We start from the raw sequence: 16362 nt of genomic DNA on the forward strand, positions 1-16362 counted from the left end.
CCGGCGATCTGCACATTACGGATGACGGTTGCGCACTAAACCCGCAAAATGCAACGATTCCGACGACGCCCTCGGGCGTTGTCGACCAAATTCTTGTGCCAACAGACTGGGCCTGCTGACTTTATGCGAATGCGCCTTATGTTACTGGGCGGCGGAAATGCCCTTGGGCAGGCGCTGATTCGCCTCGGTGCAGAAGAAGACATCGGTTTTCTTGCCCCCCGCCCCCCCGAAGACGGCTGGGATGCCGCGAGCCTGACGCAACTGCTCGACGACACCCGGCCGGACGCCTTGATCAACCTGGCGTACTACTTCGACTGGTTCCAGGCCGAGACTGTCAGCGAGCAGCGCCTGGCCAGCCAGGAGCGGGCGGTCGAGCGCCTGGCGGAACTGTGCCAGCATCACAACATCGTCTTGCTGCAACCGTCGAGCTACCGCGTATTCGACGGATCCCGTGCCACCGCCTACAGCGAAAAGGACGAGCCCGTGCCGCTGGGCCTGCGTGGCCAGGCCTTGTGGCGAATCGAGCAAAGCGTGCGCGCCACCTGCCCGCAACATGTATTGCTGCGTTTCGGCTGGCTGCTGGATGACAGCGCCGACGGCATCCTCGGCCGTTTCCTGGCCCGGGCCGAGCAGCCCGAAGAGCTGTTGCTGGCCGACGACCGTCGGGGCAATCCGACGCCGGTTGACGATGCCGCGCGCGTGATCATCTCGGTGCTCAAGCAACTCGATTGTGCGGCGCCGCTGTGGGGCACGTATCATTACGCCGGGCACGAGGCGACCACGCCACTGGCGCTGGGCCAGGCAATTCTCACCGAAGCCCGCGCCCTGCATCCGCTGGCGATCGAGTCGCCCACGCCCCAGGCCCATGCCGCAAGGCCGGACGCCGCGGAAGAACCGCAACACGCGGTCCTGGCCTGCAAGAAAATTCTGCACACCTTCGGGATCAAGCCCCGCGCCTGGCGCGCCGCGCTCCCGAGCTTATTGGATAGGTTTTATCGCCATGGCTGACGGCCCAGTTCTCATTACCGGCGGCGCGGGTTTCATTGGTTCGCACCTGACCGACGCCTTGCTTGCCAAAGGGCATTCGGTGCGTATTCTCGATGACCTGTCCACCGGCAAGCGCAGCAACCTGCCGCTGGACAACCCAGCAGTGGAACTGATCGAAGGCGACGTCGCCGACGCTGCGCTGGTAGCCCAGGCCATGGCCGGTTGCCGTGCCGTGGCGCACCTGGCGGCGGTGGCCTCGGTGCAAGCCTCGGTGGACGACCCCGTGCGCACCCACCAAAGCAATTTCATCGGCACTTTGAATGTCTGCGAAGCCATGCGCCAGAGCGGCGTGAAACGGGTGTTGTTCGCCTCCAGCGCGGCGGTCTACGGCAACAACGGCGAAGGCCAGTCCATCGACGAAGACACTCCCAAGGCGCCGCTCACGCCCTACGCGGCGGACAAACTGGCCAGCGAATACTATTTCGACTTCTATCGTCGCCAGCACGATCTGGAGCCAGCGGTGTTCCGCTTCTTCAACATTTATGGTCCACGCCAGGATCCATCCTCGCCGTATTCAGGCGTCATCAGCATTTTCAGCGAGCGCGCGCAGAAAGGCCTGCCGATCACCGTGTTCGGTGATGGCGAGCAGACTCGGGATTTCGTCTACGTCGAGGACCTGGTAGACGTGTTGGTCCAGGCCATCGAAAAGCCTGAAGTGGAGGTGGGCGCGGTGAATGTCGGCTGGAACCAGGCGACGACGCTCAAGCAGATGCTCCAGGCCCTGGCGGTAGTGGTGGGTGACTTGCCCACCATCAGCCACGGCCCGGCGCGTTCCGGTGACATCCGTCATTCGCGCGCCGACAACGGTCGCCTGTTGGAGCGTTTCAGCGTTCCGAAACAGACACCGATGAGCGTGGGGCTGGCGCGATTGTTGGGGCGCTGAGTTTCACTGCCGCAAAAAAAGGCGCCTCTCGGGGCGCCTTTTTTGTGAGTCATGCATCGCTTTTGTGGCAAGTGAAACCTGTGGCGAGGGAGCTTGCTCCCGCTCGAGCGCGAAGCGGTCGCACGTGCTTTGGGTCTGCTTCGCCCGAAGCGTCGGACCGTCCCAGCGGGAGCAAGCTCCCTCGCCACGGGGTGAGGAGTCATCTCTCTATCGTGTAGGGGGTTAGAACTTGTAGCCCAACCCCACCATGTAGACGAACGGATCCACATCGACGTCCACCTTGGCCCGGGTGCCACCGGCCACGGCGTTGTTGTCCACGTACGCAGTAGTGTCGATGTCGATGTAGCGGATCTGGCCGTTGATCATGATGTTGTCGGTCAGCATGTAGTCCGCGCCGACTTGCCAGGCCATGCCCCAGCTGTTTTTCGCGCGGAAGTTGCTGAAGCCATTGGCACTGGCTTCGCTGCCGACGTGCTCGTCATAGATCCAGGTGTAGTTGATGCCCGCGCCGACATAAGGCTGGAAGGCCGATTTGGCGTCGAGCGGGTAGTAGACCAGGCTCAAGGTCGGCGGCAGGTGCTTGAGGGTGCCGAGCTTGTTGTTCGCGGCGCCAAGGGCGGTGCCTTTGATTTTTACGTCATGCTCGAACGGCGAGGCCGCCAGCAATTCGATACCCCAGTTGTTGGTGAGCATGTAGGCGAAGTTCAAGCCCAGTTGCGTGTCGCTGCTCATGGTCGCCTTGCCGCCCAGGTCGGCGCCGGCCAGTGGGCCACGGTCGACCTTGACGCTGGAACTGTCGCCGTCCGGGTTGACGGTGATCGCACCGGCGCGAACGATGATGTCGCCGGCAGTGTGGGCCTGGGCGAGTGGGGCGGCGAGGGCGAGCGCGATAAGGGAAGCGCTGAGCAAGGACTTGTTCATTGAGGGCTCCAGAAGGCATCGAAAATTGATGTCCCATGGTACGAAGCCGTCTGGTCCGGTCTTTTGACTCAGCTCAATGAGTCAGGGGGTGTTTAATTGACTCAGCTCAATGAAGTGATGATGAGCAAACCTTGAGGGCCCCATCGCGAGCAAGCTCCCACAGTTTGACCGCATGCCCTCTGAAGAAACACGATCACCTGTGGGAGCGAGCTTGCTCCGGGCGGCGATCCGACGATAGCTATCTCATCAACAACCCATCACCACCGGATTCACTCCGGCAGCTCATACACATAAATCTTCTCGGCCTCCATCTGATACCCGGCATCGGCCAGTTCACTGGTGGACGGCTTGACCTGCATCGGCCCTTCGACCCAGTACGGCTGATACAGCTCGTCGAGCTTGACCCCGACTTCGCTTTTCACATGGACGATCTGGTTCGACGGCGGAGGCGGTACATGGATACAGGCGCCGAAGTACGGCACCAACAGAAAGTCCGTGGTGCGGCCTTCTTCGCTGACTTCCAGCGGCACGATGTAGCCCGGCAAGCGAATCTGCTGCCCATCGAGGGCCTTGACCACCGGTGCGTTGGGCAGGTCCTGTTTGGCCGCTGGCGCGGATTCGGCAGCCAGGGCATCGCTCATCTTCGACAGGTCGTGCAACGGCGTCATGTTCGGCACTTCCGGCGGCGCGTCCGGCGGAATCATTTCCGACCAGGCCAGGTCCCTCGGCTCGGCGGCCCAAAGGGGCAGGGCGACCAGCATCAACAGCGCAAGCACGGCGCGGGGCATCTTCGGCTTCCTCATAAACGGATCGACAGGCCATCGGCCAACGATTGGCGATAGGCGCGCCAGGCCGGCACGCTGCCCATCAACAGGGCGGCGACCAGGATGCCAGCCAGCAGCGTCCATTCATATTCGCTCGGCCAGCCCAGCGGCAAGTACAAACCGTAGGCCGACTGCACGTAACCCTGGGCGGCGGCGATGCCGATGTACAGCAACGCCAGCCCCGCAGTGACGCCGGCCAGCGCCAGGGCGAAGGCTTCCAGCACCAGCAGGCTCGCGATGTGCCACGGTCGCGCGCCCACCGAACGCAGGATCGCCATTTCCCGACGGCGCTCGTTGAGGCTGGTGAGAATCGCCGTGAGCATGCCGATCAACCCGGTCAGCACCACGAACAGCGAAATCACGAACAAGGCTTTTTCCGCCGTGCCCATCAGGCTCCACAATTCCTGCAACGCCACGCCCGGCAGGATCGCCAGCAGCGGCTCACCGCGGAACTCGTTGATCTCGCGCTGCAGGGCGAAGGTAGAAATCTTGCTGTTGAGGCCAAGCATGAACGCGGTAATCGCTTGCGGCGTGAGGTCCATGTTGCGGGCCTGGTCGGCGCTGATGCGGCCATTGCCCTGGGCCGGCACGCCGTTTTTCCAATCGATGTGGATCGCCTCCATACCACCAAGGCTGATGTGCAGCGTGCGGTCCACCGGCGTGCCGGTACGCTTGAGAATCCCGACCACGGTGAAGGGCTTGTCGTCATGCTTGACCAGGCTGATCGCCGCCACGCCGTGGGCCAGCACCAGTTTGTCACCCAGTTTGTAATTCAGCGCCTCGGCCACTTCGGCGCCAAGCACGACTTCGAATGGATCGGTGGCGAACGCCCGGCCATCGGCCAACGCCAGATGTTGCTGGCGGCCGTACTGGTAATGCTCGAAGTAGGCTTCGGTGGTGCCCATCACGCGATAACCGCGATGGGAGTCGCCGAGGGACATGGGGATCGCCCATTTCACCTTCGGGTTCTTGGCGAACTGCTCGAAGCTGTCCCAGCGGATGTTGTTGGTGGCGTTGCCGATGCGAAACACCGAATACAACAGCAGGTTTACGGAACCGGAGCGGGCGCCGACGATCAGGTCGGTGCCGCTGATGGTGCTGGCGAAACTGGCCCGCGCTTCGGTGCGCACGCGTTCCACCGCCAGCAGCAGGCACACCGACAGGGCAATGGCAAACGCGGTGAGGATCGCGGTGAAGCGGCGGTTCGCCAGGCTGGCCATGGCAAGACGGAACAAATACATCTCAGACCTCGAGTGGCGTGGCGGCGCGATTGAGATCGGCCAGCGAGAGGTTACGGTCGAACAGCGGCGCCAGGCTCTGGTCATGACTGACGAACAACAGGCTCGAACCTGCTTCGCGGCATTCCGCAAACAACAGGCGCAGGAAATTTTCCCTAGCGTCGTAGTCCAGGGCTGAAGTCGGTTCGTCGGCGATCACCAGTTCCGGTTGGCCGATCAAGGCGCGGGCGGCGGCGACCCGTTGTTGCTGGCCGATGGACAATGAATCGGCGCGCCGCTCCAACAGGCTTGGATCGGTCAGCCCCAGGTGGGCCAGCAAGGTGGCGGCGGCCTGGTCGATGCTGCCGTGACGCTGGATGGCCCGTTGCGCGCGCAGTTTGGAAAAGTGGCAGGGCAGTTCGACGTTTTCGCGCACCGAGAGAAACGGCAGCAGGTTGAACTGCTGGAAGATGTAGCCGGTGTGGTCCACACGGAAGCGGTCGCGGCGGCCGGCGCCCAATTCGCTGAGTTCCTGGCCGAGCAGGCGGATGCTGCCGCGATCCGGTGTCTGCACCCCGCCCAGCAGCCCCAGCAAGGTGGTCTTGCCGCTGCCGCTCGGCCCCTTGAGGAACACGGTTTCGCCGACTTCCAGGCGAAACGCCGGGATATCCAGCAAGGGCGGATGCCCGGGCCAGCTGAAGCCCAGGTTGGACAGTTCGATGAGTGCTTGGGTCATATGAAACCGGTCAGATCTAGGTGAATCCCTGTGGGAGCGAGCTTGCTCGCGATAGCGGTGTGTCAGACCACATCCATGTTGAATGTGCTGGCCTCATCGTCGGATCGCCGCCCGGAGCAAGCTCGCTCCCACAATGGGTTTCTGGAGTACTTAGAATTTCAGGGCTGGCGCCTTGGCCGTCACTTCCACGCCTTGCTGGCCGCTCGGGCTGATCAGTTGTACCTGAATTTTCTGGGTGGCCGGGAAGGTTTTGAACAACGTCGCCAGGTCCAGGTTCTTCAAGGCGCCCGGGGTGGCGCAAGTGAATTGGTAATGGGCGTGGATCTCGCTGTGTTCGCCATGGTGTTCGTCGCCATCGGCATCGTCGTCATGGTCTTCATGGTCCGGTTCATCACCGAACAACGGGCTTTCCAGTTCCTGCTGGGCCACGGTGCATTTGGCGGCGGCTGGCAGGGTGAACAACGCCAGTGGTTTTTCCAATTGCGCGCGCACGGCGGCGACCTTGGCTTTGTCGGCATCGCTGGTGGCGGCGTGTTCAAAACCCACCAGGTTCATCGCCGGACTTTCGAGTTCCAATTCCAGGGCCTGGCCGTCCAGGGCGGCGTTCAGTCGAGCGACGCCGTGTTCATGGGCGCCGAGGCTGCCGTGTTCGTGGTCATGATCGTGGTTATGCTCCACCGCTGCGTGAGCGACGGCCAATGGCAGCAGGGCGAACGGCAAAGCGAGAAGCAGACGACGCATGACGAGTCTCCGAAAAGGTTATGTAATCTTATAACGAAAGTGCGCAGAGTTTGACCGTCTGCTTGGCGTCGCGCAAGGCCCATGGGAGCATGCGTACATGAAATCTTCAGGAGCACGGTGATGTTGCGGATACGCGGAACCGTCGGCGAGTGGCCGGTGGACTTGACGATCGAAATGGATGAGGGCGACTGGGCGCACCTCGGCGCGCAGTTGCAAGTCGCCAAGTCCGAGAGTGCAATGGCGCCTGCGGCCAAACCGGCGAATCAAGATGACGCCCAATGGCAGATCGCCAGGGAACTGCTGCGCAAGGCCGGCCAACTGAGCGGCCCGGACCTGCTGGAGCAGCTCGAAGGCTTGACCGGCAGCGCCTCGTCAGGCAAGCGCCTGCTGGTGCGCCTGCGTCATAGCCCGGACGTAAAAGTCATCAGCGGCGGCGACACACCGCTCTACAGCTGGCACGAAACTGCGTAGGAGCTGCCGAGCGAAGCGAGGCTGCGATCTTTACCCCAGACACTTGAATCTCAAGCGAAAGATCGAAAGATCAAAAGATCAAAAGATCAAAAGATCAAAAGATCAAAAGATCAAAAGATCAAAAGATCGCAGCCTCGCTTTGCTCGGCAGCTCCTACGCAGCTCCTACGGTGCAATCAATACAGCGCGGCGAACAGCTTGCGACGGTAGGTTGTCACCAGCGGATGGTCGTTGCCCAGCAGTTCGAACACTTGCAGCAAGGTCTTGTGGGGCAGGCCTTCGCTGTAGCTGCGGTTGCGGATGAACAGCTTGAGCAGGGCATCGAGGGCCGCTTCGTACTGTTGGCGCGCCAGTTGCTGGATCGCCAGTTGATACACCGCCTCATCGTCCTGCGGATTTTGCGCCAGGCGCGCCTTGAGGTCGGCGGCGTCCGGTAGATCCTTGGCCAGGCCGAGGAATTGGATCTGCGCCTTCGCACCGGCCAGTGCGGCCTTGTGCTCGTCGCTTTTTACCGCGTCGAGCACCGTTTGTGCCTCGCCCAGCTCGCCGCGCTCGGTCAGGCAGCGAGCGTAGAGGATCAGCGCCTTGGCGTTGGTGTTGTCTTCACCCAGCAGCACCGTGAGCACGGCTTCGGCGTCGGCGAAGCGGCCTTCATCAAACAGCGCCTGGGCCTGTTCGAACGGGTCGGCGGCGGCTGGCGGCGGCATCTGCACATGGGGTTCGAGCATCGCCCGCACCGCCGATTCCGGCTGGGCACCGGCAAAGCCGTCGACCGGCTGGCCGTCCTTGAACAACACCACGGTCGGCAAGCTGCGAATGCCGAAGCGGGCGACGATGTCCTGCTCGATGTCACAGTTGACCTTGGCCAGCAGCAGTTCGCCCCGATAGCTCTCGGCGATGCCTTGCAACATTGGCATCAGCGCCTTGCACGGCGCGCACCACTCGGCCCAGAAATCCACCAGCACCGGTTTGTGGAAGGAATTGGCGATCACCGACTGGTCGAAATCGGCCGTGGTGGCGTCGAAGATGTAAGGCGTGTCCTGGGTCATGGGAAATCTCGTAGAACGCTTGAATGGGGCAACTATACGGCTTGGTGGGGGTGGCTGAAAGCGGGGTGGCAGTGGAGCTGTATTGATTGGCAGGGCCCCATCGCGAGCAAGCTCGCTCCCACAAGGATCGCATGAACACTTGAGATCCCTGTGGGAGCGAGCTTGCTCGCGATGCTTCTAGGGTCAACGCCGCGCGTGGTACAGGCTCACATGCCGAAACTCTTCCGGCTCGGCCAGGTCCGGCAAGGTCATGGCCTCGAGCATTTCGATGCGCCGGTACAGCGGATGCTGGAAATCCCGCACCCGCGAATCCGCCACCAACGCCTCGCGCCCACGGCTGAGGAATTCATCGAGCAGCGGCAGGTTGGCCCGGTCGTAGAGCACGTCGGCGACCAGGATCAGATCGAAGCGATCAGCCTCGGCGAAAAAGTCCGTCGAATAACCCAGCTCAACGCCGTTGAGTTCGGCATTCGCCTGGCACGCGGCAATCGCCAGCGGATCCAGGTCGCAGGCCACCACTTCCCGCGCCCCGGCCTTGATCGCCGCGATGCCCGCCACGCCGGAGCCGGCGCCGAAATCCAGCACTCGCTTGCCTTCGACCCACTGTGGCCGTTCGGCCAGGTAGCGCGCCATTGCCAGGCCGCTGGCCCAGCAGAAGCTCCAGTAGGGCGGTTCGTGGAGGATGCGCCGGGTTTCCTCCGGGCTGAAGGCGCGGTCCATGTTGTCGCCGTCAATCAGCCACAACTTCAAGTCTGTGCCCGGTAGCGGACAAGCCACCAGGCGCGCATCGCCAAGCAATTCGCCCAGTGCTTGTTGCAGGTCCTGCGGTGCCTTCATGGCGCTTTGACGAACTGCAGGATGCCCAGCGCCTGGGTGGTCGGTTGGCTGATGCGTTGCTCCGGCAGGTGCAGGATCAACTGGCCGGACTGGCTGGCCCGGCCGCGCAATTCCACGCGGGCGCCGACGGGGAACGCCTCGGGGTTGAAGCGCAGGTGGAACGGCAGGGCCTGATTGGTGCCGATCAGGCTGGAACTGGCGAGCAGTTGCTGCGGGCGGTCCTTGTCATCGATCACCAGCAGGGCCAGTTCCACTTCGGCCCCGGCCGGCACGCCTTGCAAGGTGCCGCTTAATTCGCGCTGATACGCGGGCAGCGGTCCCAGCTCCGCAGCCTGGCGGGCCTTCTCCTGGGCTTGTTTTGGCGCGGGCGTTGGAGCCGGCGCGGCGGGTTTGGGGGCGTCGCTGCTGCACGCCATCAGCAGGCTGAAGAAGCTGAGCAAAACAATGGATCGTAGCGGCATGGGTGGCTCCAGCAAGGTGATTTCCATGGATCTGGCGGTAAGCCCGTCTGTATACCGTAAACCCTATGGCTTGTCTTGCCAGTGGGATGCGCTACCATGGCCCTCCCTTTTTTTGTTGCCTGCCACCATGCACTGTCCCTTCTGCGGTGCCAACGACACCAAAGTCATCGACTCGCGACTGGTCGCCGAAGGCGAACAAGTCCGCCGCCGCCGCGAATGCCTGGCCTGCGGCGAGCGTTTCACGACGTTCGAGACGGCTGAACTGGTGTTGCCGCGCCTGATCAAGACCGACGGCAGCCGCCAGCCGTTCGACGAAGAAAAACTGCGCGCCGGCATGCAGCGCGCCCTGGAAAAACGCCCGGTGAGCGTCGAGCGCCTGGAAGCGGCGCTGGTGCACATCAAGCACAAGCTGCGCGCGACCGGCGAGCGCGAGGTCAAGTCCCTCGTCGTCGGCGAGCTGGTGATGGCCGAGTTGCAGAAGCTCGATGAAGTGGCCTACATCCGCTTCGCCTCGGTCTATCGGCGTTTCCAGGATCTCAACGAGTTCCGCGAGGAAATCGACCGCCTGGCCCGCGAACCGGTGAAAGAATGACCCGCCCGGCGCAGCAAGCCGTCCTCGACGCCCATTACATGGCCCGCGCCCTGGAACTGGCGCGACGTGGTCACTACACCACCCACCCCAATCCTCGGGTGGGTTGCGTGATCGTGCGGGACGGGCAGGTGGTCGGCGAAGGCTGGCACATCCGCGCCGGCGAGCCCCATGCCGAAGTCCATGCCCTGCGCGCCGCCGGTGACAACGCCCGGGGCGCCACGGCCTACGTGACCCTCGAACCGTGCAGTCATCACGGCCGTACGCCGCCATGTGCCGATGCGTTGGTCAATGCCGGCGTGGCGCGGGTGGTGGCGGCGATGCAGGACCCCAACCCCGAAGTCGCCGGCCGTGGCCTGCAGCGGTTGGCCCAGGCCGGTATCGCCACCGAAAGCGGCGTGCTCGAAGGCGAAGCGCGCAAGCTCAACGAAGGTTTCCTCAAGCGCATGGAGCACGGCCTGCCGTTCGTGCGGGTCAAGCTCGCCATGAGCCTCGACGGTCGCACGGCCATGGAAAGCGGCGAGAGCCAGTGGATCACCGGCCCCGCCGCACGCTCGGCGGTCCAACGCCTGCGGGCCCAGGCCAGTGTCGTACTGACCGGTGCCGACACGGTGCTGGCGGACAATGCCCGGCTGACCGTGCGCGCTGATGAGCTGGGGCTGGACGCCGAGCAGACCGCGTTGGCCATGAGCCGCCCGCCGTTGCGGGTGCTGGTGGATGGACGCCTGCGGGTGCCGCTGAATGCGGCGTTTTTCAAGGCTGGCCCGGCGCTGGTCGCTACTTGCTTGGCGGTGGAAGAACAGTACGCCAACGGTCCCGAATGCATGATCGTGGCGGGTGAAGACGGTCAGGTCGATCTGCGACGGCTGTTGGTTGAATTGGCGGCCCGAGGCGTGAATGAAGTGCTGGTGGAGGCCGGCCCGCGACTGGCGGGAGCATTTGCCCGGCAAGGCCTGGTGGACGAATTCCAGATTTTCGTCGCCGGCAAGTTCCTCGGTTCCACAGCGCGGCCGCTGCTTGACTGGCCGCTGGCGCAGATGAAAGACGCGCCGCAGCTGAAAATCATCGACATTCGCGCCGTGGGCGATGACTGGCGAGTCATTGCCATCCCCGTTCCGCTGGCAAGCGTATAATTCCCGGCTTTCGCTCAAGCGGCGGCCCGTTCTCGAGGAGGACTCCATGTTTACCGGCATCATCGAATCCATCGGCAGCATCCGTGCACTCACCCCCAAGGGCGGCGATGTGCGGGTCCATGTCGAAACCGGCAAGCTCGACCTGAGCGACGTCAAGTTGGGCGACAGCATCGCCGTGAACGGTGTCTGCCTGACGGCCGTCGAGCTGCCGGGCAATGGTTTTCTCGCCGACGTCAGCCGCGAAACCCTCGACTGCACCGCGATGAACGACCTCAAGAGTGGCAGCCCGGTCAACCTGGAAAAAGCCCTTACGCCGACCACCCGCCTGGGCGGTCACTTGGTCAGCGGCCACGTGGACGGCGTCGGTGAAGTCGTCTCGCGTACCGATAACGCCCGTGCCGTGGAGTTTCGTATCCGCGCCCCGAAAGAACTCGCCAAGTACATCGCCCATAAAGGCTCGATCACTGTCGACGGCACCAGCCTGACGGTCAACGCGGTGGATGGCGCCGAGTTCATGCTGACGATCATTCCCCATACGTTGAGCGAAACCATCATGGCTTCGTACCGGCCAGGTCGCCGGGTCAACCTGGAAGTCGACTTGCTGGCCCGTTACCTGGAGCGCCTGCTTATGGGAGACAAGGCCGCAGAGTCAGACTCTTCACAACGGCGAGCCGGCAACATCACTGAAAGTTTTCTGGCCGCCAACGGCTACCTCAAATCCTGACCCAAGGGGGTGCCGCGTGGCGCTCAATAGCATCGAAGAACTGGTTGAAGACATCCGCCAAGGCAAGATGGTCATCCTCATGGATGACGAAGACCGCGAGAACGAAGGCGACCTGATCATGGCCGCCGAATGCTGCAAGGCCGAGCACATCAACTTCATGGCCAAGCACGCCCGCGGCCTGATCTGCATGCCGATGACCCGTGAGCGTTGCGAGCTGTTGAAGCTGCCGCTGATGGCGCCGCGCAATGGCTCGGGCTTCGGCACCAAGTTCACCGTGTCGATCGAGGCCGCCGAGGGCGTGACCACCGGTATCTCCGCCGCTGACCGCGCGCGCACCGTGCAAGCCGCGGCGGCTGCCGATGCCAAGGCTGAAGACATCGTCAGCCCGGGCCACATCTTTCCGCTGATGGCCCAGGCCGGCGGCACCCTGGCCCGCGCCGGCCACACCGAAGCGGCGTGCGACCTGGCGCGCATGGCCGGTTTCGAGCCTGCCGGCGTCATCTGCGAAGTGATGAACGACGACGGCACCATGTCCCGTCGCGGGGAACTGGAAGCCTTTGCCGTCGAGCACAACATCAAGATCGGCACCATCGCCGACCTGATCCACTATCGGATGATCCACGAACGTACCGTTCAGCGGATTGCCGAGCAGCCGTTGGACAGCGAACTGGGCCAGTTCAACCTGGTGACCTACCGCGATTCGGTGGAAGGCGACGTGCACATGGCGCTGACCCTGGGCACTGTCTGTGCTGAAGAACCGACCCTGGTCCGCGTGCACAACATGGACCCGCTGCGCGACTTGCTGATGGTCAAGCAACCAGGCCGCTGGAGCCTGCGCGCCGCCATGGCCGCCGTGGCCGAGGCGGGCAGCGGCGTGGTGCTGCTGCTCGGACATCCGCTCGATGGCGATGTGCTGTTGGCGCATATCCGCGAAACCACCGAACAACAACCGGTGAAGAAACCGACCACCTACAGCATCGTCGGTGCCGGTTCGCAGATCCTTCGCGACCTGGGCGTACGCAAAATGCGCCTGATGAGCGCACCGATGAAATTTAATGCGATATCCGGTTTCGACCTGGAAGTTGTAGAATACGTGCCCTCCGAATAATGGCCCGGGGATTGCGGCATTATCGTTAAGGCTTGCTGATTTATGTGGTAAGGGGTGTTGCTCCCGACGGGTGTAGGAGCTGCCGTAGGCTGCGATCTTTTGATTTTGATCTTTCGCTTGGGACTCAAGTGTTTGGGGAAAGATCGCAGCCTCGTTGCACTCGGCAGCTCCTACGACGAGGTTCGACGGGTGTAGGAGCTGCCGTAGGCTGCGATCTTTTGATTTTGATCTTTCGCTCTCGACTCAATTGTCTGGGGCAAGATCGCAGCCTCGTTGCACTCGGCAGCTCCTGCGACGTGGTTCGACGGGTGTAGGAGCTGCCGAAGGCTGCGAGCTTTTGATTTTGATCTTTCGCTTGGGACTCAAGTGTTTGGGGAAAGATCGCAGCCTCGTTGCACTCGACAGCTCCTACGACGTGGTTCGACGGGTGTAGGAGCTGCCGAAGGCTGCGATCTTTTGATTTTGATCTTTCGCTTGGGACTCAAGTGTTTGGGGAAAGATCGCAGCCTCGTTGCACTCGACAGCTCCTACGACGTGGTTCGACGGGTGTAGGAGCTGCCGAAGGCTGCGAGCTTTTGATTTTGATCTTTCGCTTGGGACTCAAGTGTTTGGGGAAAGATCGCAGCCTCGTTGCACTCGGCAGCTCCTGCGACGTGGTTCGGCGGGTGTAGGAGCTGCCGAAGGCTGCGAGCTTTTGATTTTGATCTTTCGCTTGGGACTCAAGTGTTTGGGGAAAGATCGCAGCCTCGTTGCACTTGGCAGCTCCTGCGACGTGGTTCGACGGGTGTAGGAGCTGCCGAAGGCTGCGAGCTTTTGATTTTGATCTTTCGCTTGGGACTCAAGTGTTTGGGGAAAGATCGCAGCCTCGTTGCACTCGGCAGCTCCTGCGACGTGGTTCGACGGGTGTAGGAGCTGCCGAAGGCTGCGAGCTTTTGATTTTGATCTTTCGCTTGGAACTCAAGTGTTTGGGGAAAGATCGCAGCCTCGTTGCACTCGGCAGCTCCTGCGACGTGGTTCGGCGGGAGTAAGCGTCCTTACCACAGAAAATATGCAAGTGAACGAGATGGCGGGATCCACGGCCCTGTATTCGTGGCTAATATCACTGAGGAGCACGTATAGAACGTGCTCCGGCTCTTTAAGAGATCTGACGAATGACCCTGAAGACCATCGAAGGTACCTTCATCGCCCCCAAGGGCCGCTACGCGCTGGTAGTTGGCCGTTTCAACAGTTTCGTGGTTGAGAGCCTGGTCGACGGCGCGGTTGATGCCCTGGTTCGCCATGGCGTGAGCGAAAGCGACATCACCATTATCCGTGCGCCTGGCGCCTTCGAAATCCCGCTGGTTGCGCAGAAAGTCGCTCAAAAGGGCGAATACGCGGCGATCATCGCCCTCGGTGCGGTCATTCGTGGCGGTACTCCGCACTTCGAATACGTGGCGGGCGAATGCACCAAGGGCCTGGCCCAGGTGTCCATGGAGTTCGGCGTACCGGTCGCGTTCGGCGTGCTGACCGTTGATTCCATCGAACAAGCCATCGAACGTTCCGGCACCAAGGCCGGCAACAAAGGTGCCGAAGCGGCCCTGTCCGCCCTGGAAATGGTCAGCCTGCTGGCGCAGTTGGAGGCCAAGTGATTAGCGACGAAAGCGATCGTTTCAACCCGCGCGATCCAAAGCCTGCGGACGCCGGCAAGCCATCGAAGAGCGCCAAGCGTCGCGAAGCCCGTCAGCTCGCGACTCAGGCCCTGTACCAATGGCATATGGCCAAGCAATCGCTGAACGAGATCGAAGCGCAGTTCCGCGTCGATAACGATTTCAGTGATGTCGACGGCGCGTACTTCCGCGAAATCCTCCACGGGGTTCCGCAGTTCAAGACCGAAATCGACACTGCGCTGACGCCTTGCCTGGACCTGACCATCGAAGAACTGGATCCGGTTGAACTGGCGGTCCTGCGCCTGTCCACCTGGGAACTGCTCAAGCGAGTCGACGTGCCGTACCGCGTGGTGATCAACGAAGGGATCGAACTGGCGAAAGTCTTCGGTTCCACCGACGGCCACAAGTTCGTCAACGGTGTGCTCGACAAGCTCGCCCCGCGCCTGCGTGAAGCTGAAGTGAAGGCGTTCAAGCGCTGATTGGCGCTTGAACGGCACACCGTAATGGGTGAATTCGAGCTGATCCGTAACTACTTCGCCGCTGCGCCATGCGCGCAGGGCGGCGAGGGCGTTGCGCTGGGGATCGGCGACGACTGCGCCTTGCTGGCCGTTCCTCCCGGGGAACAGCTGGCGGTTTCCACCGACACGCTCGTGGCCGGTGTGCATTTTCCTGATCCTTGCGACCCGTTCCTGCTCGGCCAGCGCTCGCTGGCCGTGGCGGTGAGCGACCTGGCTGCCATGGGCGCCAGCCCTGTTGCCTTCACCCTCGCCTTGACCCTGCCAACCGTGACCGCCGATTGGCTGCAAGCGTACGCCCACGGTTTGAGCCAGATGGCCCAGGCGTGCGGCGTGGCGCTGGTGGGCGGTGACACCACCCGCGGACCGTTGAGCCTGACCATGACCGTGTTCGGTCGCGTGCCGGCCGGGCAGGCCTTGATCCGAAGCGGCGCGCAGCCGGGCGACCTGTTGTGTGTCGGCGGCGTGCTGGGCAATGCCGCTGGCGCGTTGCCGCTGGTCCTCGGCCAGCGCAGCGCCGAACCTGAGGTCGGCGGGCCGCTGCTGGCGCATTACTGGTCACCGCAGCCGCAAATCGACCTCGGCCGGGTATTGCGCTGCAAGGCCAGCGCGGCGATGGATATCTCCGATGGCTTGCTGGCCGATTGCGGCCATATCGCACAAGCCTCGGATGTGGCACTGACTGTTGAACGGGACCGACTGCCGTTGTCCAACGCTCTGGTGGCATTGCTCGGCCAGCCGGGCGCCCAACAGGCGGCCCTGAGCGGTGGCGACGACTACGTATTGTTGTTTACCCTGCCGCCGGTCCGATTATCGGCGCTTCTGGCCGAAGGTTGGCCGATCCATGTGATCGGCAAGGTCAGTGCCGGGCAGGGCGTCATGCTGGTGGACAGCCTTGGGCGTGACATCACCCCACAAATACGGGGCTATCAACATTTTCGGGAGACACCGTGACAGATCATCCCAATCAGGTTCCGGCAGAGTTTGTCCCGCCTTCGGTGTGGCGCAATCCCTGGCATTTCATGGCTTTTGGCTTTGGTTCGGGTACTTTGCCTAAAGCACCGGGCACCTGGGGCTCGCTGGTTGCGCTACCCTTCATACCGTTGTGGCAGATGTTGCCGGACTGGGGCTACTGGCTGATGCTTGGCATCACCATGCTGTTCGGCTTCTGGTTATGTGGCAAAGTGGCGGACGACCTGCGGGTGCATGACCATGAAGGTATCGTCTGGGACGAGATGGTCGGCATGTGGATTACCTTGTGGCTGGTGCCGGAAGGCTGGTACTGGTTGCTGACGGGTTTCCTGGTGTTCCGCTTCTTCGATATCCTCAAGCCATGGCCCATCCGCTGGATCGACAGGCATGTACACGGGGGTGTCGGCATCATGCTCGACGATGTCCTGGCCGGGGTGTTTGCCTGGCTCGCAATGCAAGGGTTGGTGTGGTGTTTTACCTGAGGGAACC

Annotated in this window: 19 protein-coding genes; 11 read left to right on the plus strand and 8 right to left on the minus strand. The window is 62.5% G+C overall.

The genetic code is table 11. From position 1 onward, the window contains the following. Nucleotides 1–123 precede the first annotated feature (123 nt). Both M8Q45_RS00180 and pgnE read left to right on the plus strand, forming a co-directional pair. Nucleotides 124–1008 carry a sugar nucleotide-binding protein gene (locus tag M8Q45_RS00180; RefSeq protein ID WP_249873140.1) on the plus strand — a complete coding sequence of 295 codons (885 nt, stop codon included), beginning with the start codon at nucleotides 124–126 and terminating at the stop codon, nucleotides 1006–1008. Further along, on the plus strand, nucleotides 1001–1930 hold the full coding sequence (gene pgnE, locus M8Q45_RS00185) for a UDP-N-acetylglucosamine epimerase PgnE (protein WP_030140472.1): 930 nt from the start codon (nucleotides 1001–1003) through the stop codon (nucleotides 1928–1930). Before M8Q45_RS00180 ends, pgnE begins: the two co-directional genes overlap by 8 nt. 222 nt (nucleotides 1931–2152) lie before the next feature. On the opposite strand, the gene M8Q45_RS00190 is transcribed toward pgnE, so the two are convergent. The 5 genes from M8Q45_RS00190 to M8Q45_RS00210 all read right to left on the minus strand — a co-directional run bounded on the left by M8Q45_RS00190 (nucleotide 2153) and on the right by M8Q45_RS00210 (nucleotide 6369). After that, nucleotides 2153–2851 carry an OmpW/AlkL family protein gene (locus M8Q45_RS00190; RefSeq protein ID WP_181288426.1) on the minus strand — a complete coding sequence of 233 codons (699 nt, stop codon included), beginning with the start codon at nucleotides 2849–2851 and terminating at the stop codon, nucleotides 2153–2155. A 269-nt stretch (nucleotides 2852–3120) separates the two neighbouring features. Continuing rightward, nucleotides 3121–3639 (minus strand): DUF3299 domain-containing protein, encoded by a 519-nt coding sequence (locus M8Q45_RS00195; protein WP_249873141.1) that lies wholly within the window; start codon nucleotides 3637–3639, stop codon nucleotides 3121–3123. 11 nt (nucleotides 3640–3650) lie between these two features. Then, the gene (locus M8Q45_RS00200; RefSeq protein ID WP_249873142.1) at nucleotides 3651–4916 is read right to left on the minus strand and encodes an ABC transporter permease; all 1266 of its coding nucleotides are present in this window, start codon (nucleotides 4914–4916) and stop codon (nucleotides 3651–3653) included. A gap of 1 nt (nucleotide 4917) precedes the next feature. Then, complete coding sequence (locus M8Q45_RS00205) at nucleotides 4918–5628, minus strand: ABC transporter ATP-binding protein (protein ID WP_249873143.1); 711 nt, start codon at nucleotides 5626–5628, stop codon at nucleotides 4918–4920. Between the two features lie 150 nt (nucleotides 5629–5778). Then, the gene (locus M8Q45_RS00210) at nucleotides 5779–6369 is read right to left on the minus strand and encodes a DUF2796 domain-containing protein (RefSeq protein WP_249873144.1); all 591 of its coding nucleotides are present in this window, start codon (nucleotides 6367–6369) and stop codon (nucleotides 5779–5781) included. Between the two features lie 120 nt (nucleotides 6370–6489). On the opposite strand from M8Q45_RS00210, the gene M8Q45_RS00215 reads away from it, so the two are divergent. Then, entirely contained in the window at nucleotides 6490–6840 is a 351-nt protein-coding gene (locus M8Q45_RS00215) for a hypothetical protein (protein ID WP_249873145.1), read from the plus strand. Nucleotides 6841–7015: 175 nt separating this feature from the next. On the opposite strand, the gene trxA is transcribed toward M8Q45_RS00215, so the two are convergent. The 3 genes from trxA to M8Q45_RS00230 form a co-directional block, all read right to left on the minus strand. Then, nucleotides 7016–7888, minus strand: a complete 873-nt coding sequence (gene trxA / locus M8Q45_RS00220; RefSeq protein ID WP_249873146.1) for a thioredoxin — start codon at nucleotides 7886–7888, stop codon at nucleotides 7016–7018. Between the two features lie 183 nt (nucleotides 7889–8071). Continuing rightward, the gene (locus M8Q45_RS00225; protein ID WP_249873147.1) at nucleotides 8072–8725 is read right to left on the minus strand and encodes a class I SAM-dependent methyltransferase; all 654 of its coding nucleotides are present in this window, start codon (nucleotides 8723–8725) and stop codon (nucleotides 8072–8074) included. Beyond that, the gene (locus tag M8Q45_RS00230) at nucleotides 8722–9186 is read right to left on the minus strand and encodes a YbaY family lipoprotein (RefSeq protein WP_249873148.1); all 465 of its coding nucleotides are present in this window, start codon (nucleotides 9184–9186) and stop codon (nucleotides 8722–8724) included. Before M8Q45_RS00230 ends, M8Q45_RS00225 begins: the two co-directional genes overlap by 4 nt. A 127-nt stretch (nucleotides 9187–9313) precedes the next feature. Between M8Q45_RS00230 and nrdR the strand changes: the two genes are divergently transcribed. From nrdR to M8Q45_RS00270, 8 genes are all read left to right on the plus strand, one after another. Next, nucleotides 9314–9778, plus strand: a complete 465-nt coding sequence (nrdR, locus tag M8Q45_RS00235; RefSeq protein WP_013694316.1) for a transcriptional regulator NrdR — start codon at nucleotides 9314–9316, stop codon at nucleotides 9776–9778. Then, nucleotides 9775–10908, plus strand: a complete 1134-nt coding sequence (ribD, locus tag M8Q45_RS00240; RefSeq protein WP_249873149.1) for a bifunctional diaminohydroxyphosphoribosylaminopyrimidine deaminase/5-amino-6-(5-phosphoribosylamino)uracil reductase RibD — start codon at nucleotides 9775–9777, stop codon at nucleotides 10906–10908. The genes nrdR and ribD overlap by 4 nt, the downstream gene beginning before the upstream one ends. A gap of 46 nt (nucleotides 10909–10954) precedes the next feature. Next, the gene (locus M8Q45_RS00245) at nucleotides 10955–11632 is read left to right on the plus strand and encodes a riboflavin synthase (RefSeq protein WP_249873150.1); all 678 of its coding nucleotides are present in this window, start codon (nucleotides 10955–10957) and stop codon (nucleotides 11630–11632) included. Between the two features lie 16 nt (nucleotides 11633–11648). Beyond that, nucleotides 11649–12740: a bifunctional 3,4-dihydroxy-2-butanone-4-phosphate synthase/GTP cyclohydrolase II gene (gene ribBA, locus M8Q45_RS00250; protein WP_249873151.1), complete on the plus strand. Its 1092-nt coding sequence runs from the start codon at nucleotides 11649–11651 to the stop codon at nucleotides 12738–12740. 1151 nt (nucleotides 12741–13891) lie between these two features. Continuing rightward, complete coding sequence (gene ribH, locus M8Q45_RS00255) at nucleotides 13892–14368, plus strand: 6,7-dimethyl-8-ribityllumazine synthase (protein ID WP_030140459.1); 477 nt, start codon at nucleotides 13892–13894, stop codon at nucleotides 14366–14368. Further along, the gene (gene nusB / locus M8Q45_RS00260) at nucleotides 14365–14865 is read left to right on the plus strand and encodes a transcription antitermination factor NusB (RefSeq protein WP_057713127.1); all 501 of its coding nucleotides are present in this window, start codon (nucleotides 14365–14367) and stop codon (nucleotides 14863–14865) included. Before ribH ends, nusB begins: the two co-directional genes overlap by 4 nt. A gap of 24 nt (nucleotides 14866–14889) precedes the next feature. Beyond that, nucleotides 14890–15855 (plus strand): thiamine-phosphate kinase, encoded by a 966-nt coding sequence (gene thiL / locus M8Q45_RS00265; RefSeq protein WP_249873152.1) that lies wholly within the window; start codon nucleotides 14890–14892, stop codon nucleotides 15853–15855. Then, nucleotides 15852–16355, plus strand: a complete 504-nt coding sequence (locus M8Q45_RS00270) for a phosphatidylglycerophosphatase A family protein (protein ID WP_030140455.1) — start codon at nucleotides 15852–15854, stop codon at nucleotides 16353–16355. Before thiL ends, M8Q45_RS00270 begins: the two co-directional genes overlap by 4 nt. Nucleotides 16356–16362: the final 7 nt, after the last annotated feature.

Origin of the sequence: Pseudomonas sp. T1.Ur, assembly GCF_023516725.1 — a bacterium.
In the GTDB taxonomy this organism is placed as follows: domain Bacteria; phylum Pseudomonadota; class Gammaproteobacteria; order Pseudomonadales; family Pseudomonadaceae; genus Aquipseudomonas; species Aquipseudomonas alvandae.